The organism is Streptomyces sp. YIM 98790, assembly GCF_011421595.1.
In the GTDB taxonomy this organism is placed as follows: domain Bacteria; phylum Actinomycetota; class Actinomycetes; order Streptomycetales; family Streptomycetaceae; genus Streptomyces.
In genome coordinates this window covers 1-314 of sequence record NZ_WTLH01000420.1, presented here as the reverse complement: position 1 = coordinate 314, position 314 = coordinate 1, and the positions used below count along the sequence as shown (strand labels likewise).

The window sequence follows — 314 nt, the reverse complement described above, 5'->3', positions numbered from 1 at the left end:
CCTGGCCGCCGTCGGCGGGCTGCTGACCGCGCCGGGCACCGGCGTGCGGCTGGTGGCCGAACCGGGGCCGCAGGCGACCGAGGCGCTCCGGCTGGCCCTGGCCGGGCTGGCGCTGCACGGCGTGGCCGTGGAGTCCGTGGTGGCCAACCGGCTGCTGCCGGGGGGCTCGCCCGATGCCTGGCTGGCCGGGCTCGCGGCACGGCAGCGCGCCGACCTGACCCGGCTGATGGACCTGGCCGGTGAGGCTCCGCTGCACCGCGTCGGGCACCGCGGGCGCCCGGTCGGCGGCGTGCCGGGGCTGGCCGCGCTCGGGG

At 81.8% G+C, this 314-nt stretch carries 1 pseudogene; it reads left to right on the top strand.

Annotated features, from left to right (window positions below):
• Positions 1–314, top strand: a pseudogene (locus GQS09_RS28445) (ArsA family ATPase); the annotation flags it as partial.